This window comes from Candidatus Regiella endosymbiont of Tuberolachnus salignus (genome assembly GCF_964020115.1).
Taxonomy (GTDB): domain Bacteria; phylum Pseudomonadota; class Gammaproteobacteria; order Enterobacterales; family Enterobacteriaceae; genus Regiella; species Regiella insecticola.
On sequence record NZ_OZ026542.1, the window covers coordinates 58,919 to 82,754 of the forward strand.

Below are 23,836 nucleotides of genomic sequence, written 5' to 3' on the forward strand. Positions count from 1 at the left end.
GCCTACGTCTTTGCAAGCGCTATTTTTTCATCAAAAGGGACGCCTGATTTCAGCACGCCATACGCCAGTTGAAGTAATTTGCGCATTGCAGCACAGACGCCTATTTTTCCTCCTTTATTGCGTTTTACCAACCGTTCCCATTGAGACTTTATTATTGGGTTATAAGTGATTGAGGTAAGGGCTGGCATGTATAGTGCTTTTCTGAGTTCTGTACACCCGATTTTTGAGAGACGGCTTCGTCCTTTAAATACGCCTGATTCGCACAGTTTCGGATTAAGCCCTGCGTAGGCTACCACTTGCTTGCTGCTAGTGAATTTTGATACATCACCGACAAACGCCAATAAAGTGGCACTCAATATTTCGCCTATACCGGGAATACTTTCCAAGAGCTGCTTATTTTTTTTCAGCTCGGGGGAGTCATTGATATGCTGTTTAATTTTTTGTTTTATCTCGCGTATTTGCTTTTCTAATGCACAGATACTTTCTGTCAAAAAAGGCTGGACGATTTCATCTGCGCCCTCTTTTCGGTTATATTCCATCTGTTTCATTTCGACTAAATGATTAAGACGACGTATCAGTGCAGTAAGCTGACGTTCATTTAACGGGGCGGGAAACCAGCGTGCGGGTGAATAAAGCGCGCAATAACGGGCAATCATCTTCGCATCCCCTTGGTCCGTTTTATTACGACTCAGCTCACTTTGAGCAAAGGCATGAATGCGGGCGGGGTTTTCCACACTGACCTCAACCCCGTTATCCACCAAAAAAGTGGCCAGTGGCAGACTGTAATGGCTGGTTGCTTCCAGACAAATGTGGCAGTCACCGTAAGGAAGTAGCCACTTCAGCAAGTCGCTAAAACCGGAGGGGGTATTATCAAACACTTTTGTTTTGTATTTTTTTCTTTCAATCCAGACAGCCACATCGAACTTTAATTTTGCTATATCAATACCGACGGGGGTTTTGTCCATCAGAGACACTCCAGACATGACAGTAAAAATCAGAGAATTCGCCAAGATCATCCTTATAAATAGGTGCTCGAAGCACAAGATACCGTTCGGTCTTGAAGGCGATGATGAATATGTCACCGGGGTTTTATCTATTCAACAAGCTTTAAGCTTAAGGACTTACCCAAACTCACCGGTGACATCGCGATGATCAGTCGGGGAGCATCAACCTTTGAAAGCTAATGATCAAGATATAAGGACTTGCCTTGGGGTAATGACGACTGAGTTTGGCCAGAATCTTTTCCCGGGGAACTATCCTATTCATTTGCGCTTAAAAGTCGGCTCGTCTCGTCGATTTCGTTTTCATTTCACTATTAACCTAAAAAAATTATTGCTAACAGAATAGACTACTTTTAGCGGTTTTTCAGGGTTTCCATATCAGTCCGTATTGATGAATATTTAACAGGAGTATTATGTACTCAAGATAATAATTACCATATCAATAAAAGACCTTTAACACTCTCGGCAACCGTAAATTTCCCGGTGGCAGCCCGCTCGACAAACTCGCCCCACCAATCCATCAAGGCTTTGCGTTGTTCCAAATAAGTGCTGCGATTGTAGGCATTGCGGACTGAATCCTTACCGATATGTGCTAACACGGCTTCGATAACATCAGGGTTAAATTCTTGTTCATTCAGTGCAGTACTGGCAATCGATCGCATCCCGTGTGCCACTAATCGCCCACCGTATCCCATTCGCTTAATGGCGGCGTTAGCGGTTTGACTGCTCATTGGCTGAAGTGCATTTTTGCTGCTTGGAAATAAATAGTTTTTATGAGCGCTGATCGGTTTCAGGGCGTCAAGTACAGCTAGCGCTTGAGATGACAGGTGAATAACATGATCGCGTCTCATTTTCATCCGTTCGGCCGGTATCCGCCATTCCCGCAAGTCGTAATTGATTTCTGACCACCTCGCGCCAGCAGCTTCAGAGGAGCGAGTGATTGTCAGCAATTGCCACTCGATAAGTAATCGGGTCTGTAATTCTATACTGGCAACCGACAGGGCTTGCATCAATTCCGGTAATTCCCTTGGTGTCAATGTGGGCATGTTTTTCTTTTTTGGTTTTTCAAAAGCTTTACCGATACCGCCCGCGGGGTTGGCATCAATTAATCCACAGTTAACGGCAAAAATCATGATTTCATTTAACCGTTGCGTTAATCTTCTGACGGTGTCCAGCGCGCCTTTGGCCTTGACGGGCTCCAAAGCAGTAATAAGCGTGCGTGCTTTAATCTCCTGTATCCCTACCTGGCCTCAGCCAGTGAGAGGGCGGGATAATGGCCAAAAGTGACCGTCGTTCTTTTTTTACTCAGGGGGTGATAGTAGCGAAAGCGCCATGTTTTAACACCCGATGTTTTGACAAATAATAATAAGCCGCCACCATCATGTAATGATAAATCTTTGCCGATGGTTTTTGCTGCTTTTACTTCGGTATTCGTTAGGGGTTTTGCCTGTACTGCCATGTTCATCACCCTTTCAGAACTATGGAACTACCTATTTTGGGATCTAAAAAACAGAGTCCTTTATGTAGTCCTAAAAAAACAGGGTATAACCATGCCACACTCAAATAAAACAGGCAATAAAAAACCCGCAAACCTAACTGGAATGCGGGTTTTTCTTGGTTTACCGGTACTCGCTGGTAAGTGCCGATAGTTTATTTGGTGGAGCTAGACGGGATCGAACCGTCGACCTCTTGCATGCCATGCAAGCGCTCTCCCAGCTGAGCTATAGCCCCAAGGCATCAATGTATTTGCTTTGAACCGGCCGGCATCATATGAAACCACTGAAATGCTGTCAATGATTAAATCCAAATCCTAGGTTTAAACGTTGTAAAAAACATCAATTTGCGGTGTATAGCCAAATCAAGTTACGGCAAGGCGGCAATCAATCGAACCCCGTCACAGATGGTCTATACCCTTCGCCTTTCAAGTTACGGCGGCGTTGGCTGCGGGTGCTCGCCGAATCACGTAGTATGTCTACGCTCATCAGTCTCACACCCTTGCCGCCTTGCCGTAACTCGAAATTCATTGGGTATATGTGATGCAGCATTTCGGCAAAAATTTGATTTTAAAAATCGAGCTTAATTTTTTATAGGCTGTTTTTCCAGCCTGAACTGAATGACTAACTAGGCTGATAAAAATTGACACCAAGCGGGTTTTCTTTACGTGTCCGAGTGATAACGGCGCCTGGTGATTCATTCACCCGCAATGCCATCTGTGCTTCAGTACGTACTGGAACGCCGCGCAATGAGCTAGCGTAAACACTGACGATTTCTACATCAACAAATTTACCTATCATGTCAGGTGACCCTTCGAAATTAACCACGCGGTTATTTTCAGTGCGGCCGGCCAGCTCCATCAGGTTTTTCCGTGAGGGGCCTTCAACTAAAACACGCTGTATCGTGCCAACCATCGTGCGGCTAAAATGCATAGCCTGTTGACTAATGCGTTGCTGTAAAATATGTAAACGTTGTTTCTTTTCTTCTTCAGAGACATTGTCTGGCAAATCCGCAGCTGGCGTGCCAGGACGCGGTGAATAAATAAAACTATAGCTGGTATCAAAATTAACCTCGGCGATTAATTTCATGGTGTGTTCGAAATCGTCTTGTGTTTCACCAGGAAAACCAACGATAAAATCGGAACTAATCTGAATATCCGGGCGGGCTTTACGTAATTTTCGAATGATTGCCTTATACTCCAATGCGGTGTGAGCACGTTTCATCATCGTTAATATACGGTCAGAACCACTTTGTACCGGTAAATGCAAAAAACTCACTAGTTCAGGGGTATCTTCGTATACTTTAATAATATCATCAGTAAATTCGATGGGATGACTGGTGGTAAAACGCACGCGATCAATGCCATCAATCGCTGCTACCAAACGCAATAATTCAGCAAAGCTGCAAATATTACCGTCATAGGTCGCCCCACGATAAGCATTTACATTCTGCCCCAGTAAATTGACTTCACGAACGTTTTGTTCTGCCAATTGAGCAATTTCGAATAAAATATCATCACAGGGTCGACTCACCTCTTCTCCACGCGTATAGGGCACCACACAAAAAGTACAGTATTTATTGCACCCTTCCATAATGGAGACGAACGCAGATGGCCCGTTAGCCCGCGGTTCTGGTAAACAGTCAAATTTTTCAATTTCAGGAAAACTAATATCAACGACAGCGCTACGACTTCCCTGCACTTGGTTGATCATTTCAGGTAAGCGATGTAGAGTTTGTGGTCCAAATATAATATCAACACAGGGCGCTCTCTGACGGATGTTTTCTCCTTCTTGTGATGCAACACAACCGCCGACACCAATCAGTAGGTTCGGGTTACTGTCTTTCAACAGTTTCCAACGCCCCAATAAATGAAAAACTTTTTCCTGTGCTTTCTCACGTATTGAACAGGTATTAAGTAGCAGAAGATCAGCTTCTTCCGGTACTTCAGTCAGTTGATAGCCGTGAGTTTTCGCTAGTAAGTCTGCCATTTTCGATGAATCATATTCGTTCATCTGGCAACCCCAGGTTTTAATGTGTAGTTTTTTAATCATTGAGAGCCTATCTGCTTCGTGCGGTTGGAAAGGTTAGCGGCTTATACCGTTCGCCTTTGAAGTTGCCGCTAGGCGGCCAGGGCGACCGACCGATGAGCGTAGATAGACTACGTGATTCGGCGAGCACCCGCAGCCAACAACGCGGCGGCTTCAAAGGCGAACGGTATAACATTGTATTCATTTGCTAGCATCATAACCAGAGGAAAAAAAGCATAATTAATATGAGTGATATTCAACAAAATTATGAAGTAATAGTCGTAGGCGGCGGCATGATCGGCGCCGCTACCGCACTCGGTTTAGCGCAATGTGGTTGGTCTGTTGCTTTGTTAGAACCACAATCCCCTTTACCTTTTGATCGTCAGAGTGCGCCAGATTTACGAGTATCGGCTATAGGCTGCTCAGCGGTGGGCTTACTTAAACAACTTGGCGTATGGGCAGAGGTACAAAAAATGCGCTGTACGCCTTATCGCCGCCTGGAAACCTGGGAATTAAGCGGTTGTGAGGTGGTTTTTGATGCCGCAGCGCTGGCGCTGCCAGAACTCGGATTTATGGTTGAAAATCGATTATTACAGCTGGCGTTATGGCAACAAATGATACTGTGTTCCAATTTAACATTATTATGTCCAGCACAATTGCAAAATATGCAAAGAATCGATGATCACTGGCAGCTCACTCTCAGTGATCAACAACAACTACAAACACGTTTAGTAGTGGGGGCTGATGGTAGCCATTCGCTGGTACGGCGTTTATCGGGGATCGGCACCTGTGGCTGGCAATATCGCCAATCTTGCCTACTGATCACAGTGAAAACGGAAGCGCCACAGCAGGAGGTAACCTGGCAACAGTTTTTTCCATCTGGCCCGCGTGCTTTTTTACCCTTGTCAGATCACCGGGCATCCTTAGTTTGGTACGACGCCCCACAGCGGATCCGCCAATTACAAGCCATGCCTCTGGAGAAGTTGAATCGAGAAATCACTGCCGCATTTCCTCCTCGGCTTGGTAGAATAGAAGCTATCGCAACAGGTTCATTCCCACTCCTTCGTCATCACGCTCAAAATTACGTTAAATCTGGATTGGCACTCTTAGGCGATGCGGCACATACGATTAATCCCCTTGCAGGACAAGGGGTTAATCTAGGCTATCGAGATGTTGACGCGCTGATTGATGTGCTAAACCATGCACGTGATTTAGCACAGGAATGGCATAGTGAAAAAGTGTTATTGCGCTACCAACGTAAGCGCAGAACCGATAATTTGATCATGCAAAATGGCATCGATTGCTTTTATGCCACCTTTAGTCATTCATTACTGCCAGTAAAAATAATGCGTAATATGGCGCTAATGGCCGCTCAGCGATCCGGTAAGTTAAAAGAGTATGCGCTAAGGTATGCTCTTGGTTTATTTGAGTATCGCTAAGCGCCTGTTCAAAATCTCTTGTGCTCGCTGATACTTCGTCAAAAACGCGCTCAAAATGCTCATTTACTCATGTAAACTGCGCTTTCTCACCTATTTTTTCCTCAATTGAGCATCGCTCAAGAAGATTTCGAATGGGCGCTAAGGAAGATTTTGCACAGATTTTCGGATCAAAGACATTTTACGGGTTTAGGGAGCCCCGCGATTTTGCTTGCTTGTTGCGCGGGCCCCTTAGGAAATAAACGATGTAAATAACGGCTGTTACCTTTATCGTAGCCAAATTTTTGTGCTAGCGCAGTGACCAACAAACGAATTGCAGGCGAAGTATTATACTGCTGATAAAAATCACGCATAAAAAGGAGCACCTCCCAATGTGATTCGGTGAGTATAATGCCTTCCCGTTCTGCTAATAGAGAGGCTAAATGGGTAGACCAGTCGGCGCTATTTTTTAGATAACCTTGCTCATCAGTATCAATGACGCGATCGTCAAGCACTAACATAGTAGACCTCATCGACAATAGAGTGTTTGCAAAGCTTAACTAAAGAATTAACCGTTTCACAAACAGTCTACTCAATAAAATTTTAGTAAAGTATCAACGAGCAGAAGAGATTTCGAATAGTCTCTTAGACAGACTCAAAAAGGCTCGCGTCTGCGAGCCTTAATAATACCAAACCAAAGTCTATGGACGTTTAGCGAATTTTTCCGGTGATTTCATAAAACGGAAAAAATCACTGTCTGGACTGAGAACCATCACGTCATTACTGCTGCTAAAGCTCTGTTCATAGGCGCGCAGGCTCCGAATAAATGCGTAAAATTCAGGATCTTTACTGAAAGCCTCAGCAAACAATCTAGCGGCTTCAGCATCGCCTTCACCGCGCGTGATACGCGCTTGACGCTCTGCGGCTGCCAATGTACGCGTCACTTCATAATCAGCAATGGCACGTAATTTTTCCGCTTCTTCCTGACCTTGCGAGCGATGACGACGAGCGACGGCTTCACGTTCCGCACGCATACGTAGGTAAATGGCTTCAGAGACTTCCGTGGGTAAATTGATCTGCTTAATCTGTACATCAATCACCTCGATCCCTAACGCTGCCATGCTATTTGAATTGAGCGCTGCTTGTTTACCGTGCGTTTCCTGTTCAACACGTGCCGCCGCAACAGCAATAGCATCGTCCGCCTCCGTCGTCGTCATTGCATCATCATCTGCAGTACCCGTATTTAACGCACTACGTACATCAGAAGTGAGTTTGCCACGAGAGTCAGTCACAATCTCTTTCACATCTAAACGACCAATGGCGGAACGGATCCGGTCACTGGATTTACGCCGCAACATCACTCTAGCTTGATCAAAATCCCCACCACCAGTGGCTAAATAATAACGACTAAAATCACTGATACGCCATTTCAAATAGGAGTCAACAATAAGATCTTTCTTCTCTTTAGTCACATAACGATCGGCTTGGCTGTCCATGGTTTGAATGCGAGCATCCAGTGTTTTTACCGTTTCGATCAACGGAATTTTAAGGTGCAAACCTGGCGTATAGACCAGTGGCTTATTGTCGCTATCACGTAGTACCTTACCAAAACGCAGCACGATACCCCGCTGACCTTCCTGTACGACGAAAAGTGAAGCGTAAAGCGCTATCATCAGCAAAGCGATGATAAGTAAAAAAGGTTTACGCATAGATTATTCTCTCCCTACCCGAATGGGTATGCTATCTCGACTTTGATCCATCATCTTCCCCGAGATACTTCCCGTATTCATATTCTTATTTTGACTACGGTTCACCGCCGAAGAACGATCCAGATCAGGTAAATGATTATTGGTATTTCTGTCTACCTTATTCCCGCCGGTTTGCCGCAGCATTTGGTCTAAAGGGAGTACCATCAGATTGCCGCCTTTGTCATTAACCAGGACTTTACGGCTATGACTTAGCACTCTTTCCATCGCTTCAATGTATAAACGTTCACGGGTAATTTCAGGTGCAGATTTATATTCCGGCAATAATTTAGCAAAACTGGCCACTTCACCTTGTGCCTCTAGCACGGTACGTGACGCATAAGCTTTACCATCTTCTAGTAGGCGTTCTGCCTGACCATTGGCACGAGGTTGAACTTCATTAGCATAAGCCTCAGCTTCACGAATATATTGTTGTTCGTTTTCACGTGCTGCAATCGCATCATCAAAAGCGGCTTTTACTTCTTCCGGTGGACGGGCAGCCTGGAAGTTAACATCAAGTAAAGTAATCCCCATTTTATAAGGGCGAATCGTTTCTTCTAGTACTCGTTGGGTATCACTACGAACAATAGTACGCCCTTCCGTCAGGATTTTGTCCATGGTGTATTTACCAATAACACCCCGCACTGCGGCATCAGTGGCCTGACGCAGGCTATCATCCGGATGAGTGACACTAAAGAGATAAGCAGCCGGATCAGTCACCCGGTATTGCACGTTCATTTCGGCACGAATGACATTTTCATCAGAGGTCAACATCACACCGGCAGCGGCCAATTCACGAACTGATTCAATATTCACCGCTCGAACTTTGTCAATAAATGTCAGTTTCCAGTTCAATCCCGGCTGCACGATATGGCTAAGCTTCCCCAAACGGGTTACAACACCCCGTTCTGCTTCCCTGATAGTGTAAAAACCACTGGCCGCCCAAGCAATGGTCGCCACCACCGCCGCAATAACGACCATGCGACCGCCATTGCCTCCCTGCGCTAATGTTTGTTTGTTATCGTTACCCCCCCCACCGCCAAGTTTTTTACTCCACTTACGAAATAGAGCATCAAAATCGGGTGGTTTTTTATCGCGATTATTTTTATTGCTATTTCCGCCAGAGTTGCCGCTATTATTACTGCTTCCCCAGGGATCGCGGTTCTGTCCGTTATTACCTGGCTGATTCCACGCCATGTTTTAACTCCATTATAATAGTATGATTATTTTATTTATCTTAGAGCCTATTCGAAATCTCGTTCGTGGTGCGAAGCCCGCGCGCTGCAACCACAGTGTAAACAAAAGTATATGCGACAGGTGAGCATCGCGTAACGCAGAATTCGCGCCACTCAGTAGGTTATGCAAGAAATCCACTCTATAAAAAAATCTAATTCGAGCAATAATACACTATTAGTGTTACCTGTGGCTCAAACAATATAATTCACTAATTTTTTTTCTTTTTTACACAGGCGCTGCCATTTAGCCACCGGCATACGAACCCGCATACCGATATGGCCACTCTGTGCTATTGGCCAAACTTTTTCAATAGCCTTCAGCTGATAGAAACGACTGATAAGACGGCCTTCCTGTGGTGGTAAATCCAATTCATATTGCGCTATCTCATCCCCGAGACATTCCGTTAACGCTTGAAAAAGCAACGGAATACCCGCACCGGTTTGCGCTGAAAGCCAAACCCGAACAGGGATATTTTCTTCGTTACGATCAATACGCGGCGTAAAATCTGCCAGTCGATCAATTTTATTCATCACTAATAGCCTAGGGATTTCATCAGCAGCAATTTCTGCTAACACCACATCTACTGCCGTGATGTTTTCAGCCACACGTGGATCACTGGCATCAATAACATGCAGTAACAATGAAGCTTGCCGTGTTTCCTGTAATGTCGCTTTAAAAGCAACCACCAAATCATGGGGTAAGTGCCGGATAAAACCGACTGTATCCGCCAATACGGTATCACCCACATCGGTGACATATATACCACGTAAAGTAGGATCAAGAGTGGCGAATAATTGATCAGCAGTATAGACATCTGCTGCTGTCATACTATTAAACAGGCTTGATTTTCCCGCGTTAGTATAACCAATCAGCGAAACCGTTGGTATCTGTGCACGACAGCGGGCTTGCCTTCCCTGTTCACGCTGTTTAGCGACACGTTCCAATCTGCTGAGGATAAGGCTAATACGCTTACTAAGTAAGCGACGGTCGGTTTCTAGTTGAGTTTCACCGGGACCTCTCAGACCAATACCGCCTTTCTGACGTTCAAGATGTGTCCAACCTCGTACCAATCTAGTAGCAAGATGACGAAGTTGCGCCAATTCGACTTGTAATTTACCTTCATGAGTACGCGCACGTTGGGCAAAAATATCTAGGATCAAACCCGTTCGATCAATGACACGACATTGACACAAGCGTTCAAGATTTCTTTCCTGAGCCGGTGAAAGTGCGTGATTAAATAGCACCACAGAAGCGCCCATCGTTTTAACAGTATCGGCAATTTCTTCTGCCTTACCTTTACCAACAAAATATTTGGCATCGGGTACTTTACGACTGCCCGTAACCGTTTTTAACACCTCAACACCAGCAGAAAAAACTAAGGATTCGAATTCTTGTAAGTCTTCATTATTTTTATTTGATGCGTCGGGGTACGGTGAAAAAGAGATATGCACCAATACAGACTGCTCTCCCACTTCGTAACGGTCAAACAAACCATAACCTCTCTGGTATTATTCAATGTTCGGTTAATAAAAAATATTATTCAATCTGTCTTTCCGGCGGCGATGGTGGCATAACCTGCCCAGTATTAGCATGAGAACAATGAGAACCATGCAAACCATGAGGATCATGTGAACCATGAGAATCATGCGGACCGTGCGAACCATGCGAACCGTGCGAACCGTGCGAACCGTGCGAACCGTGCGAACCGTGCGAACCGTGCGAACCGTGATTAGGGTATGGTACTAGCCGAGAAGGAACAACAGTAGAAATGGCATGTTTATAAACCATTTGACTAACCGTATTTTTTAATAAAATGACAAACTGATCAAAAGACTCAACATGTCCCTGAAGTTTAATACCATTGACCAAATAAATAGAAACTGGAATACGTTCACGACGTAACACATTCAGGAAAGGATCTTGTAAACTTTGTCCTTTAGCCATTCTATTTTTTCCTTATTTGTTGTTTTTAAGTAAAAACCTGACGGTTCGAAAATAATCTATGTAAAAATTTGAGCCCTGGCTATACCGTTCGCCTTTGAAGTTGCCTTCGGCTGCCAGGGCGACCGACCGATGAGCGTAGACATACCATGAGGCGAGAGCTGGCAGCCAACAACGCGGCGGATTCAAAGGCGAACGGTATATAACCAACTGTACACAATCATTCAACAGCTGTACCAAGCACCTATGCGAAATTTTGGGACGCGCTAATACTCTATCAAAATGGACACAACATGATTATTTACCTACTTGAGTTGTAAAAAATAACAGCGCTTCTCGGCTATCTTTCAGTCAGTTCAGCGTTGCTAAAGAAGATTTCGAAGCGGATCTAACAACCTGTATAATCGTTTCTAAAATCTGCTGTGGGTTATCATTATCAAAGTAATGAACATCAGGCCATCCCCTGAGCCAAGTTATTTGACGTTTTGCCAATTGACGTGTCGCACAAATGCCACGATAAACCATCTCATCATAACTATAATGATTCGCAAGATAAGACCACATCTGGCGATAACCAACACAACGAATAGCAGGCATGTCTTCGTGTAAATCACCACGTTCAAAAAGTATCTTAACCTCTGCTGCAAATCCAGCAGCCAGCATCTGATGAAAACGAGATTCAATCCGCTGGTGCAAAAGATGACGGTTACTAGGCACAATTGCAAATTGATAAACGTTATAAGGCAAGGGATTACCCGAAACAGTTACCAGTTCCGTTAAAGTGTTACCCGAAATAAAAAAAACTTCCAGTGCTCTGATCAATCTTTGAGGATCATTAGGATGAATTCGTTGTGCAGCCGTCGGATCAATTATCGCTAATTGTTGGTGTAGCGTTTCCCAGCCCCACTTTTCTGCTTGCTGTCCGATATACGCTCGCACAACAGGATCGGCGGCAGGCAGCGGCGATAACCCTTCCAAAAGGGCTTTAAAATATAACATCGTGCCACCCACTAATAACGGAATACGCCCTGCGGCGGTGATATCTGCCATTGCCTTCAATGCATCTTGACGAAAATTAGCTGCCGAATAAGATTCGCTGGGATCACGAATATCAATCAAACGATGCGGAATTTGTGCAAGTAATTGAGCACTGGGCTTGGCAGTACCAATATCCATACCACGATAGATCAGTGCAGAATCAACGCTGATTAATTCTACCGGTAGATGTTGCCATAACTCTATTGATAATACTGTTTTACCTGACGCTGTTGGCCCCATAATAAAAATGGCCGGCGGTTGAGTCAGGGGCTCAATTTTGTTCATGTATCAATATTGCCAATGGAGCTTGTATGTCAATAAACTGTAAAAGTCTTGCCGGTGGCGACTGCACCAAATGTGGGCAAAGGCGTTCAACATCCGTTAATAACTGTATCGCTTGAGAGACGCTCCACTGCTCATGTTCACTGCCGAGATGTTGAGCAATCCATGCAGCCAATTTCTCTGGTGCTATTTTTTCATGTTGAGAAAGATAACTTAACAATTCCGGTATCAATTTTTGTAAATTTTGCTGGCGTAATGGCAAGGATACCGTGCGCAACGTGGCTCGATTTTGCTCGAAAAGCAATTCAATCCCCATCGTAGATAATAAATCTTTATGATATTTACCCGCCGTGATTTCTGCCTTATCCAAATTAAGTTTTAACGGAATAAGCAATGGCTGTGCTCGTAATCCCTCACGCGGGGGAGTGAGCTGCGCCTGTTTTAAGCAACGTTCTGCCACTGATAAAGCCAATAATGCAATTTTTTCATCACCCCGCTTAATTAACGCATAACAAGGCGGAAAAATACCTAATACTGGACCAAAGCTACTGCTACCATGAGCATCCAACGAAGAGCAAGCTGCCTGAGGTAATTTATATTTCACCGTAGCGGTATTACTCGGCGTAGTGGATTGCAATAATTGGCCATACAATTCCCCCTGCCGTGATAAATACTCTCGTGGACTATTAGCAGCACTATACTGACGACAGGGCTCAGATGGCGCATATTTGTTAACCCCCGCCGCCACACGTGTTTCGGGCTGCCTGTGAGGCGATTTTGACTCAGTATCGCCATTCCCTGCGGGAATGGAAGCTGGTTGCAACCCCTTGTCTTGTAAAGCCATCGTCACGGCTTGATAAATAAAATCATGCACTAACCGCGCTTGGTGAAAACGGACTTCATGTTTTGCCGGATGTACATTAATATCTACTTGACTCGGTTCGATAGTGAGGTAAAGAACATAGGCGATCTGCTGACCGTCTTTTGATAATCCTTGATAAGCTTGGCGAATAGCGTGATTTATTAGTCGGTCACGTATCACACGATTATTAACATAACAATATTGTATTTCATTTAAGCTCCGCGCATTGTGTAACATCTGCGGATCCGCTAACCAACCATGAATCGCTAAATCTTCATGCTGCCATGAGATAGCTAACATATGTTGTAAAAATACATTACCGCAAACACTCGCTAAACGCTGTGAATATTGTGCGGGATCAGAAACCGCTCGATATTGACGTATTAATTTTTCATTATGGTGAAGATGGATGGTCACATCGAAACGCGCTAGCGCAATACGTCGTACCACTTCATCAATATGAGCAAACTCTGTTTTTTCCGTACGCATAAACTTGCGACGCGCGGGCGTATTATAAAATAAATCAAATACCTCCAGCGTACTGCCAACCGGATGCGCAGCCGGCTTAATCTTGACAAGCATATCGCGGCCTTCAGCATAGGACTGCCAAGCTTCAGTTTGTTCAACAGTACGGGAAGTTAACAACAAACGAGATACTGAACTGATACTGGCCAGCGCCTCTCCACGGAATCCCATGCTACGTATCGTCATAAGATCGTCTAATGCACTAATTTTACTGGTAGCATGGCGAGCCAACGCCAAAGGCAGATCATCCTTAGCAATACCAGTGCCATTATCCTGTATGCGAATAAGCTTACTACCTCCCCCTTTGATATTAATATCAATCCACTTTGCACCCGCATCTAAACTATTTTCTAACAACTCTTTGACCACCGAGGCAGGGCGCTCTACCACCTCTCCTGCCGCGATTTGGTTAGTGATTTGTGGCGGTAGCATTTTAATCAGCATCGCCATTTCCTCCTCCCATTTTGGCTAATTCGTGAGAACGCGCAGAGGAATTAACCCTATGATCTTCAACTTTATTCTTTGGTGAAGCTTGTAATGGATGGGCTAAAAAATAATGTCGAAGACCCTGATAGATAGCTATGGCAATTTTATTTTGGTAGATATCATTACTTAATAGCCGCTCTTCCATACTATTGCTAATGAAACCGGTTTCTACCAATACCGAGGGAATATCAGGTGAACGCAATACCCCAAGGCTAGCGTGTTCAGGTTGTGTTTTATGAATTGATCCGACGTGACCTAATTCCCGTAGCATATCAACCGCAACCGCATAACCCACACGCTGCGAATGACTAAATTGCAGATCTAACACTGTTTTACTAAGATACGGATCTACTGCCGTATTCGCCAGTAAGTCACCCGCCCCTCCTAATAATTCGGATTGTTTTTCATGTTGTTCTAACCAATTACCCATTTCACTGTTAGCTCGGCGATTAGACAATACCCAAACTGACGCGCCTCTAGCAGCGCGATTAGGTGCCGCATCAGCGTGAATAGAGACCAATACGTTAGCACGCTGCTTACGTGCCACATCAGAACGCCCCATTACGGAAAGAAAATAATCACCATTACGGGTCAGTATGGGTTTAAACAATGGGTCTTCTTTGAGTAATTTTTCTAGCTTACGTGCTACACCCATCGTTACCCTTTTTTCTTGCAACCCATTTTGACCAATAGCACCTGGATCCTGGCCACCGTGTCCAGCATCAATGGCAACAATAACTTGATGATTAGCCGCCTGTTCGGCAACAGATGAAGCCGATTTTTTCACCGCACTGCGCGGTATTTTAGAATGTACAGATTGACTATTAAATGGATTATTCCGTTTACTGGGTAGCTGAGATTGTGTATCCGTTAGCGGTGACAACGTTTCTCCCTCGGTCACAAGGGTAAAAATCACCTGATACAAGTTGCTTATTTTCTGGGTAGTTGTCCCAATTTTTGCTTTTTGTGTCAACTCAAAAACTAAACGCGTACTTCCTTTCTCTTTGGGCTGACTATAACGAATTTTTTTCAGTAGATTTTGTTCATTAAACACCAAAGGCAAATCTAACGAGTGACTACTATCTGGTATATCGAGCACAATACGTTCAGGGTTATGCAATAGAAAAAAATCATAATGAGGAGATTGATCAAAGCTCAATATCACTTTGGTTCCCGGATGCCCAATACTGAGATCGATAGCAGGCAACGTCACCGCCCACGATGAAGTAGATGCGGCTACAATAAAAAAAACAGGAGCCAACAGCAGGATGATAAAATGTCGAATACTATAGATTATCGTTTGCATATCTTTGCGCATCCAAACGATCTAATATTTCAGCACCATAATCAGAGCGCACTATTAACTGTGCTTGGCGCCCTTGTTGATGATAACTCAAATAAAGTTCAACATCCGCTTTAGGCAGAATTCCCGCACCTCGTTGCGGCCATTCCACTAAACAAATCGCCTGTTGGTCGAAATAATCACGAATGCCCATAAACTCTAATTCTTCCGCGTCAGCCAAACGATACAAATCAAAATGATAAACCGTTCTTGGTGTTAAAATATAAGGTTCGACCAAAGTATAAGTGGGGCTTTTTACCTTCCCGTCATGACCTAAAGCACGAAGAAAACCACGACTGAAAGTAGTTTTTCCAGTCCCCAAATCACCTAATAAGTAAACAATACTGGCATTATTACAAGCGTGTGCCATCGATGCACCCAACGCAGCGGTTGCCGCTTCATCGAATAAAGATATAACGCGTTTTTTCATGCTGTAATATCTATATATCACTTAACATGTTGCCAAACCGAAGGTGGAATTTTATCATAAAGTTTATTCATGATAAGTTCTGCTAACCGGTGATCTGCAGCTGAATAAAATAATTCTAGTTCATTATCAGAAAGTTTGTATTTCTTATTTTCAATTACCCTGTCTAAAGTAGCAATAGTTCTACACTTCCTTAAACGCATTAAATGGTCTGTTTTTGTCATGATGAATAGTCTTCTCGATATATTAATAAATATAGGATAAATATCTGTTAAATTCTGACTCTGATGAAAAATATTCCCTAATAGCCTATTCGCGATCTTTTTTAGCAAGACGAAAAATAAGAAAAAATAGGCAAAGAAGGTAGTTAGCCCTTACAACTTTAAGGAAGCAAATGAACATGTTGCATTCCCTTTAAGTAAAAAATTAGCCAGCAACAAGAGATTTCGAATAGGCTCTTATACAACACCAAAGCATCAACGAACGTATTGAACTCTTTATAAAACCAAGTATCAGCAAATACAATAATTTTTTATACTTCCTTAGCAAAAATATACTATATTGTTTTCTAGTTCAGTCTTGAATTCATATTATTGATCTCATAACCGCTGAACAGCGTTATATACACAGCTTCCGAACATGCATCGACTCACCGAAAAAAATCCTTTCATTTAAATAGATTTATTTAAAAAAACTTAACAGGAAATAGTAATCTGTCAACTAAATCCAGGTACTTCATAGAGGAAGGCCAATCATCAGTTCAAAACTACTTTGATAGTAAGAATTTTTGCATAAGAATTTCAATTCAGCAATAGGGTCTCATTTATTATGCAAACAACTAGCAATTTTACCCACTCCATTATGTTTTGCTCCATTCTAATAGAATTCAATCATTAAAGTAAGTGTAAGAAGGAGATCAAAAGCTAAATAAAGTGATTATACGGAATGTAAATCACATTTTTTGGTATCACATCTAATTTTATTACTTAATTTTACATTTTATCAAGAATGAATTTATTCGCTGTCACAGCCGATAGACTGCTTAAAATAAATTCTCATCCTATTTCAGTTAGCGTTAATAATCATTCGTTTTTTTATTAAAAAAATATTATAATCCGATGCCATATAGATTAAGATGTTTATATTCAATTAGTTAATAAAATTATCACCCAATCGCTTTTCTACCGAAGCAGAAGGTTCTGGTTAAAATTAACTCGATTTAATGGATTCCAGTTATTAGATTGATATCTTTATTATTCTTCATGTACTCAATGCAATCACCACGCTCTATAAATGCTAAATCAACTTTTTGATGCGTAATCCCTAGGAATAATCCATTTAGGGGCTAGCCAATATAAGGATAGAAAAAAAATGTTGAGCATTGATTTTTGCGTTCGATTTATTTTTAGGCGTAGACAACGTGGCATAGGTTCTTTTTCTGTCACAACTTCTTCAACACCCAATGTTTTGATAGTTATGTTTCCTAGCACTTATTTTATCCTACTAGGGATCAACACCCTAAAGTACCAGACCATAGATAGTGTATGGATACTGTAGAGAAAAAGGTATACTCGCAGCATATACATAGGAGATAGATTAATGCTAGCAAATATGCCATCGATTCCTCATCAAGAACAACAGGAAGCCGCTGAACAAATTCACCAATTAATATCAACAGGGATGCGCAGCACCGAAGCAATTGCATTGGTAGCACAAAAAATCCGCGAACAGCATCAAAACCATCGTGAAGGACAAAGTATATCAACAGGTTTTAGGAAATTACCGTGAGTATTAACCCGTGTTTTTTCCCAACAACCCTGCCTCCCAAACAATTGGCCAATCTTAACGCGCTGGGTTATAGCTCGATGACACCGATACAGGCTGCAACATTACCGGCGATCCTTAAAGGGAAAGATGTTCGAGCCCAAGCCAAAACAGGCAGTGGTAAAACAGCAGCCTTTGGTATTGGTTTGCTAGATAAAATCGCTGTAGAGCAGTTCGTCACACAAGCACTGATACTTTGTCCAACTCGTGAATTAGCAGATCAAATCAGTAAGGAATTACGGCGTTTAGCGCGTTTTACACAAAATATTAAAATTTTGACCTTGTGTGGAGGTCAATCGATGGGGTGCCAATTAGATTCTTTGGTACATGCTCCACATGTTGTGGTAGGCACACCTGGCCGTATTCAAGAGCATTTGCGAAAACATACCTTAGTATTAACGAATTTGAAGGTGTTGGTTTTGGATGAAGCTGATCGTATGTTAGATATGGGCTTTAACGACTCTATTGATAATATTATTGATTACGCGCCAAAAACACGTCAAACCTTATTATTCTCAGCAACTTATCCTGATAGCATTGAGCAAATTAGCAACCGTATACAACATCAACCATTAAGTGTCGTCGTTTCACCGCAAAAAAATGAAACCGCTATTGAACAACTTTTTTACGAAAGTACTAATGAGAAACGTTTGCCGCTACTGATTAAGATACTCAAACATTATCAGCCCGACTCCTGTCTGGTTTTTTGTAATACAAAATTAGATTGCCAGCGTCTCTATCAAGCCCTCAAATCTTGCCAGATGAGTGTGTTAGCTTTGCACGGTGATTTGGATCAGCATGAACGAGATCAAGTATGGGTGAGATTTGCTAACCACAGCTGCCGAATTTTAGTCGCAACCGACGTAGCAGCCCGTGGTTTGGATATCAAGCAGTTAGCATTAGTGGTTAATTTTGAAGTGGCTTTTGATCCAGAAGTGTATATTCATCGTATAGGTCGTACCGGACGAGCAGGGATCGGAGGTTGTGCTGTAACACTTTGTACGCCACAAGAAATGCATAGAGCACATGCTATAGAAGATTATTTACAGACTAAATTGACTTGGCTATCACCGGAAAAAATAAACGATACTGATGGTATCAATAATAGTGAAAAATTAGCAGCAGAGATGATGACCTTATGTATCGACGGGGGGCGTAAAGCAAAAATACGCCCTGGGGATATTCTCGGCGCCTTAACAGGAGAGGCCGGGTTAGCCGCCGCTGATATAGGAAAAATCGACACCTTTACACTGCATACTTACGTTGCTATTCGCACAAACAATGCTCAACACGCTTTACAACAGCTACAACAAGGAAAAATAAAGGGTAAAAATTATAAAGTGCGTTTGTTGTAATATACCCAATAAATTTCGAGTTACGGCAAGGCGGCAATCAATCGAATCCCAGGGGTGTGGTACGTGACAGAGGATGAATGATCGCTGCCAAAAACGCGGCGACTTGAAAGGCGAAGGGTATAGACAATAAAAAAACAGCGAACAGATGATCTGTTCGCTGTACTATAGATAGTGGACTTTGTAGAAAGTAGAAACTTTCTACACAGCGGAGATTACATCATTCCGCCCATTCCGCCCATACCACCCATTCCGCCCATACCAGCAGCGCCCATATCAGCACCTTTGTTTTTATCATTCGGCAAATCACCAATCATACAAGCAGTAGTAATCATTAGGCCGGCAATAGATGCAGCATATTGCAATGCAGAACGTGTCACCTTGGTTGGATCCAAAATGCCCATTTCTACCATATCACCGTACTCTTCAGTCTGTGCATTGTAGCCGTAGTTACCTTTACCACTTTTTACATTATTAGCGATAACAGAGGCTTCTTCACCCGCATTGATCACGATTTGACGTAATGGGGCTTCCATCGCGCGTAAGGCAACTTTAATACCGACATTTTGGTCTTCGTTATCACCTTTCAGATTACAGATCAACGCAGCAGCACGGATCAAGGCTACCCCACCACCAGCAACCACACCTTCCTCTACTGCGGCACGAGTGGCTTGCAGCGCATCTTCCACACGCGCTTTTTTCTCTTTCATTTCTATTTCAGTAGCAGCACCTACCTTAATCACCGCTACGCCACCAGCAAGTTTCGCCACACGCTCTTGTAGTTTTTCTCTGTCGTAATCGGATGTGACGTCTTCAATCTGTTTCTTGATAGAACAAACACAGTCAGCTATAGCAGCTGGATCACCTGCGCCATCAATAATAGTAGTATTATCTTTAGTGATAATGACACGTTTTGCTTGACCTAAATCTTCCAAAATAGTTTTTTCAAGCTCTAGACCAATCTCTTCAGCAATAACAGTACCTTTAGTTAGTACAGCAATATCTTGCAACATGGCTTTACGACGGTCACCAAAGCCAGGTGCTTTAACCGCAGCTACTTTGACAATACCACGCATGGTGTTAACTACCAGTGTTGCCAATGCTTCACCTTCAACATCTTCAGCAATAACGAGCAGTGATTTACCTGCTTTCGCGACAGCTTCCAAGATAGGCAGCAGTTCACGAATATTACTTATTTTCTTATCGACTAACAGGATAGACGGAGTGTCAAGCTCAGCAGTCATAGTATCTTGCTTATTACAGAAATAAGGAGACAAGTAACCACGATCAAACTGCATACCTTCTACCACATCCAGCTCATTTTCTAAACCGGAGCCATCTTCAACGGTAATAACACCTTCTTTACCGACTTTTTCCATCGCTCTCGCAATCAATTTACCGACGGTTTCATCAGCATTAGCAGAGATAGTCCCAACTTGGGTGATAGCTTTGCTATCGGTGCAAGGCTTAGAAAGTTTTTTCAGCTCTTCTACAGCAGCAGTCACCGCCTTATCAATACCACGTTTTAAATCCATTGGATTCATGCCGGCAGCAACGGCTTTTAAGCCCTCAGTAATGATAGCTTGTGCCAATACAGTTGCTGTAGTAGTACCATCACCCGCGGCATCATTAGATTTAGAGGCAACCTCTTTTACCATCTGCGCGCCCATGTTTTCGAACTTGTCTTCGAGTTCGATTTCTTTAGCAACAGAAACACCGTCTTTAGTGATAGTAGGGGAACCAAAAGATTTATCTAACACCACATTGCGGCCTTTAGGTCCCAAGGTTACTTTTACTGCATCAGCAAGAATATTCACACCGCGCAACATTTTTTTGCGGGCGTTATCGCCAAATTTTACATCTTTAGCTGCCATGGTTCTTTCCCTCAAATTCGTTCAGTTCAGAAAATTGATTGATCGTACTACTTACGCTTTACGCTTCAACAACTGCCAAAATGTCACTTTCTGACATGATCAAAACTTCTTCATTATCGATTTTTTCTACTTTTACGCCGTAGCCATCATTGAAAACAACAACATCACCTACTTTTACATCTAACGGTACGACTTTACCGTCTAAGATACGACCGCTACCGACGGCAATGACTTCACCACGGTTTGATTTACCCGCCGCTGAGCCAGTCAGAACAATACCACCCGCAGATTTGCTTTCAGCTTCTTTGCGCTTGACGATAACACGGTCATGCAATGGACGAAATTTCATCTTTATCGCTCTCCTGTAGAAAAGTTCGTATCGAATTTAGAATTGATACCCGTTTATTTTAATCAGCGGGACCATGGTTCACTAAGTGGGGGCATTATCACTTCCTTCAAGGGAGAAGCGAAAAAATTTTTCAGGAGCAAACATTTCTTTGAAAAAGGTCAAAAACGCGCTCAAAAAGCTCCTATTTTTCTTACTCTTTATCGTTTTGACGCTTTTCTAGCCGATCGGGAACGTCATCTTTACGTTGATATTCACCATCAAAAATCTCGCCAGTACGAGAGCTCCCTGTAGTAGCAGAAGCATAAATATTTAAATGAGGCATTAATTTAATTATCAATAACTTTTGCACTAATGGTAATAACAATAATAATCCCAAAAAATCAGTAAAAAATCCTGGTATCAACAATAAAAATCCAGCTAGAATTAATGAAACACTTTTCACCATTTCCTGGGCTGGGCTCTCACCTGTCGCTAATCTTTGTCGCATTTGTATTAACGTTTTTATCCCCTGATTGCGTACCAAAGAAATACCAACGCAGGAGGTAAAAATGATTAATAATAACGTGATAGCCACACCCAAAACCGCAGCGACTTTAATAAATAAAGAAATTTCTATGTATGCTAATGAAAATATTACGATAAACGGTAACCAACGCACCCTGCTCTCCCTAATGATTTAAAAAATCAAGCTTATATACCCTTCGCCTTTGAAGTTGCCTTCGGCTGCCAGGGCGACCGACCGATAAGCGTATACCCAATGAATTTCAAGTTACTACGGCAAGGCGGCAATCAATCGAATCTCAGGAGTGTACAGGTAGTACATGACAGAGGATGAGTGATCGCTGCCAACGCCACCGTAACTTGAAAAGCGAAGGGGATACAAATAAATACTATAAACACTGGAGGTAAAATTTGAGCCAACCAGATTAACATTGTGGGTGTTTAGGATGCTTTCAAGTCTAACGGTGCGAATTTTCATTATTGCTTCACTCAGGAAGCTATACCATACCAGCAATAAATAAAACGCTTTATTATTACACTAATCGCCTACACCAACTAAAATTAACCTGTCAATAATCACCCCAAATTTAGATAACACTTACCGAGGGTTTTATGTCAAATAGCATGGGTATCAAAAAAAATCAGGCAGCCGCAGAATACCGTACCGAAAAGGATTTATTAGGTGAGAAAAAAGTCCCCATAGAGGCATATTACGGTATTCATACTCAAAGGGCGATTGAAAATTTTTGTATTAGTGATAGTAAAATCAATGATATCCCTGAATTTATTCGTGGCATGGTGATGGTAAAAAAAGCAGCGGCCATGGCAAATAAAGAACTGAACGCCTTTCTTTCAACAGAAGAAGAAAATGATCAAGAAAAAATAAAAAATGCAGAAAGAATAGCCCACGCCATTATAGAGGCTTGCGATATAATGCTCGAAGGAAAATACATGGATCAGTTCCCCATTGATGTGTTCCAAGGTGGGGCGGGCACTTCATTCAATATGAATATTAATGAAGTGCTTGCTAATATTGGATTAACATTGATGGGACGTAAAAAAGGAGAATACCAATATCTCAACCCCAATGATCATGTTAATAAATCTCAATCGACTAACGATGCTTACCCCACAGGGTTTCGAATCGCCGTTTATAATTCAATCCTGAAGTTAATCGATGCAATCGCATGTCTTAGGGAAGGTTTTGGCAGAAAATCGGGAGAGTTCTGCGAAATTTTAAAAATGGGACGCACCCAGTTACAGGACGCCGTCCCAATGACATTAGGACAAGAGTTTAAGGCTTTTCAGGTATTAATGAGTGAAGAAATAAAAAATATAGCACGTACTGCTGAATTTTTACTTGAAGTAAACCTAGGGGCGACTGCGATTGGAACCAAACTTAACACACCAGACAATTATCAAGATAAGGTGTTAGAAAAATTACGTGAAGTGAGTGGATTGAAATGTGTCCCAGCGGAAGATTTAATTGAAGCCACATCTGATTGTGGTGTTTACGTTATGGTACATAGCGCACTCAAGCGCTTAGCGGTTAAGCTATCGAAAATTTGCAATGATTTACGTCTACTCTCATCAGGCCCACGGGCAGGCTTGAATGAAATTAATCTACCGGCGTTGCAAGCTGGCTCTTCGATCATGCCAGCTAAAGTCAATCCAGTGATCCCTGAAGTGGTTAATCAAGTCTGTTTCAAGGTGATAGGTAATGATCTTTGTGTAACAATGGCGGCGGAAGCGGGTCAACTACAGTTAAATGTCATGGAACCGGTCATCGGACAGGCAATGTTTGAATCGATCCATATTCTGACAAATGCCTGCTACGCTCTGCTGGATAAATGTGTTATTAGTATCACCGCCAATAAAGAAGTTTGTGAAAATTTTGTTTTTAATTCAATAGGGATCGTCACTTATCTTAACCCGCATATTGGTCATCATGAAGGTGATGAGATCGGTAAAATTTGTGCTGAAACCGGTAAAAGCGTGCGTGAAGTAGTATTAGAGAAAGGTTTGCTATCCGAAAAGAAACTTGACAGTATTTTCTCTGTCGAAAATCTGATGAATCCAACCAACCTATAAAACGATAAAAAAATGACTAGAACC

19 protein-coding genes, 1 tRNA gene and 3 pseudogenes are annotated in these 23,836 nt (G+C 42.7%); 5 read left to right on the forward strand and 18 right to left on the reverse strand.

What is annotated here, in order from left to right; genetic code table 11:
* Positions 1–2 precede the first annotated feature (2 nt).
* The 5 genes and pseudogenes from AACL30_RS00330 to miaB form a co-directional block, all read right to left on the reverse strand.
* Complete coding sequence (locus AACL30_RS00330; RefSeq protein WP_339056657.1) at positions 3–965, reverse strand: IS110 family transposase; 963 nt, start codon at positions 963–965, stop codon at positions 3–5.
* 467 nt (positions 966–1,432) lie between these two features.
* Positions 1,433–2,460: pseudogene (locus AACL30_RS00335) on the reverse strand (tyrosine-type recombinase/integrase).
* 196 nt (positions 2,461–2,656) lie between these two features.
* Positions 2,657–2,732 (reverse strand) — tRNA-Ala (locus AACL30_RS00340).
* Between the two features lie 149 nt (positions 2,733–2,881).
* On the reverse strand, positions 2,882–3,025 hold the full coding sequence (locus AACL30_RS00345) for a hypothetical protein (protein WP_339057414.1): 144 nt from the start codon (positions 3,023–3,025) through the stop codon (positions 2,882–2,884).
* Positions 3,026–3,118: 93 nt separating this feature from the next.
* Positions 3,119–4,546: a tRNA (N6-isopentenyl adenosine(37)-C2)-methylthiotransferase MiaB gene (gene miaB, locus AACL30_RS00350; protein ID WP_339057415.1), complete on the reverse strand. Its 1,428-nt coding sequence runs from the start codon at positions 4,544–4,546 to the stop codon at positions 3,119–3,121.
* Positions 4,547–4,602: 56 nt separating this feature from the next.
* Between miaB and AACL30_RS00355 the strand changes: the two genes are divergently transcribed.
* Both AACL30_RS00355 and ubiF read left to right on the forward strand, forming a co-directional pair.
* On the forward strand, positions 4,603–4,734 hold the full coding sequence (locus tag AACL30_RS00355; protein WP_339057416.1) for a hypothetical protein: 132 nt from the start codon (positions 4,603–4,605) through the stop codon (positions 4,732–4,734).
* A gap of 33 nt (positions 4,735–4,767) precedes the next feature.
* Positions 4,768–5,961 carry a 3-demethoxyubiquinol 3-hydroxylase gene (gene ubiF, locus AACL30_RS00360; protein WP_339057417.1) on the forward strand — a complete coding sequence of 398 codons (1,194 nt, stop codon included), beginning with the start codon at positions 4,768–4,770 and terminating at the stop codon, positions 5,959–5,961.
* A gap of 167 nt (positions 5,962–6,128) precedes the next feature.
* On the opposite strand, the gene AACL30_RS00365 is transcribed toward ubiF, so the two are convergent.
* The 10 genes and pseudogenes from AACL30_RS00365 to hha all read right to left on the reverse strand — a co-directional run bounded on the left by AACL30_RS00365 (position 6,129) and on the right by hha (position 16,045).
* On the reverse strand, positions 6,129–6,458 hold the full coding sequence (locus tag AACL30_RS00365; RefSeq protein ID WP_339057418.1) for a TusE/DsrC/DsvC family sulfur relay protein: 330 nt from the start codon (positions 6,456–6,458) through the stop codon (positions 6,129–6,131).
* Between the two features lie 180 nt (positions 6,459–6,638).
* On the reverse strand, positions 6,639–7,646 hold the full coding sequence (hflC, locus tag AACL30_RS00370) for a protease modulator HflC (protein ID WP_339057420.1): 1,008 nt from the start codon (positions 7,644–7,646) through the stop codon (positions 6,639–6,641).
* A 3-nt stretch (positions 7,647–7,649) separates the two neighbouring features.
* A complete protein-coding gene (hflK, locus tag AACL30_RS00375) occupies positions 7,650–8,879 on the reverse strand; it encodes an FtsH protease activity modulator HflK (RefSeq protein WP_176488190.1) in 1,230 nt (409 codons plus the stop codon).
* A 230-nt stretch (positions 8,880–9,109) separates the two neighbouring features.
* Positions 9,110–10,408: a ribosome rescue GTPase HflX gene (gene hflX, locus AACL30_RS00380; protein ID WP_339057421.1), complete on the reverse strand. Its 1,299-nt coding sequence runs from the start codon at positions 10,406–10,408 to the stop codon at positions 9,110–9,112.
* 148 nt (positions 10,409–10,556) lie between these two features.
* Positions 10,557–10,862, reverse strand: a pseudogene (gene hxsA4, locus AACL30_RS00385) (His-Xaa-Ser repeat protein HxsA4); the annotation flags it as partial.
* A gap of 348 nt (positions 10,863–11,210) precedes the next feature.
* Positions 11,211–12,182, reverse strand: coding sequence for a tRNA (adenosine(37)-N6)-dimethylallyltransferase MiaA (gene miaA, locus AACL30_RS00390; RefSeq protein ID WP_339057422.1), 972 nt, complete (start codon positions 12,180–12,182; stop codon positions 11,211–11,213).
* Positions 12,169–14,010, reverse strand: coding sequence for a DNA mismatch repair endonuclease MutL (mutL, locus tag AACL30_RS00395; RefSeq protein WP_339058506.1), 1,842 nt, complete (start codon positions 14,008–14,010; stop codon positions 12,169–12,171). Before mutL ends, miaA begins: the two co-directional genes overlap by 14 nt.
* A 37-nt stretch (positions 14,011–14,047) precedes the next feature.
* Positions 14,048–15,370, reverse strand: a pseudogene (gene amiB, locus AACL30_RS00400) (N-acetylmuramoyl-L-alanine amidase AmiB); the annotation flags it as partial.
* The gene (gene tsaE, locus AACL30_RS00405; RefSeq protein ID WP_339057423.1) at positions 15,339–15,824 is read right to left on the reverse strand and encodes a tRNA (adenosine(37)-N6)-threonylcarbamoyltransferase complex ATPase subunit type 1 TsaE; all 486 of its coding nucleotides are present in this window, start codon (positions 15,822–15,824) and stop codon (positions 15,339–15,341) included. The gene tsaE and the pseudogene amiB, both read right to left, overlap by 32 nt.
* Positions 15,825–15,841: 17 nt before the next feature.
* Positions 15,842–16,045, reverse strand: a complete 204-nt coding sequence (gene hha / locus AACL30_RS00410) for a hemolysin expression modulator Hha (protein WP_339057424.1) — start codon at positions 16,043–16,045, stop codon at positions 15,842–15,844.
* A 1,375-nt stretch (positions 16,046–17,420) separates the two neighbouring features.
* On the opposite strand from hha, the gene AACL30_RS00415 reads away from it, so the two are divergent.
* Positions 17,421–17,609: a YoaH family protein gene (locus AACL30_RS00415; RefSeq protein WP_422389560.1), complete on the forward strand. Its 189-nt coding sequence runs from the start codon at positions 17,421–17,423 to the stop codon at positions 17,607–17,609.
* Positions 17,606–19,000, forward strand: coding sequence for an ATP-dependent RNA helicase DbpA (gene dbpA, locus AACL30_RS00420; protein WP_422389561.1), 1,395 nt, complete (start codon positions 17,606–17,608; stop codon positions 18,998–19,000). The genes AACL30_RS00415 and dbpA overlap by 4 nt, the downstream gene beginning before the upstream one ends.
* 212 nt (positions 19,001–19,212) lie before the next feature.
* Here dbpA and groL read toward each other — a convergent pair whose 3' ends face one another.
* From groL to AACL30_RS00435, 3 genes are all read right to left on the reverse strand, one after another.
* Entirely contained in the window at positions 19,213–20,871 is a 1,659-nt protein-coding gene (gene groL, locus AACL30_RS00425) for a chaperonin GroEL (protein ID WP_339057425.1), read from the reverse strand.
* 58 nt (positions 20,872–20,929) lie between these two features.
* Positions 20,930–21,220, reverse strand: coding sequence for a co-chaperone GroES (locus tag AACL30_RS00430; protein WP_339057426.1), 291 nt, complete (start codon positions 21,218–21,220; stop codon positions 20,930–20,932).
* Positions 21,221–21,410: 190 nt separating this feature from the next.
* Entirely contained in the window at positions 21,411–21,878 is a 468-nt protein-coding gene (locus tag AACL30_RS00435; protein WP_039906996.1) for an FxsA family protein, read from the reverse strand.
* Positions 21,879–22,345: 467 nt separating this feature from the next.
* Between AACL30_RS00435 and aspA the strand changes: the two genes are divergently transcribed.
* The gene (gene aspA, locus AACL30_RS00440; protein ID WP_339058508.1) at positions 22,346–23,812 is read left to right on the forward strand and encodes an aspartate ammonia-lyase; all 1,467 of its coding nucleotides are present in this window, start codon (positions 22,346–22,348) and stop codon (positions 23,810–23,812) included.
* Positions 23,813–23,836: the final 24 nt, after the last annotated feature.